Origin of the sequence: Agrobacterium sp. CMT1 (assembly GCF_037203725.1) — a bacterium.
Lineage (GTDB): Bacteria > Pseudomonadota > Alphaproteobacteria > Rhizobiales > Rhizobiaceae > Agrobacterium > Agrobacterium pusense.
In genome coordinates, this window is the sequence record NZ_JBBCAR010000036.1 from 1 (window position 1) to 255 (window position 255).

Annotated in this window: 1 protein-coding gene; it reads right to left on the minus strand. The window is 51.0% G+C overall.

The window, feature by feature from the left end; all coding sequences use genetic code 11:
- The coding region (locus tag WA845_RS25240) for a hypothetical protein (protein ID WP_337322845.1) at positions 1-255 on the minus strand (255 nt) is incomplete at both ends.

The following is a 255-nucleotide window of genomic DNA, read 5'->3' on the forward strand; positions in this document are numbered from 1 at the left end:
GCAGCCCCCTAAATTCCACCTTGATTTTCGGTGAGCCTACTCCGTGATTTGCAACAATGTTGAGGAAAACACTCGATCCTGAAACAGTCCCGCTCTCCGCAAACTCGATGTTTGTGATCGCCCCAGGGTCAATGTTAGATGTCCCAACCGTAAGCGTGCCAATGTAGGCGTTCGAAATATCGACGTTGCCCAATACCGAGGAAAATGCCGAAAGCGTATTTGCCCTGATGTCGTTGGCGTAGAGAACGCCGTCCT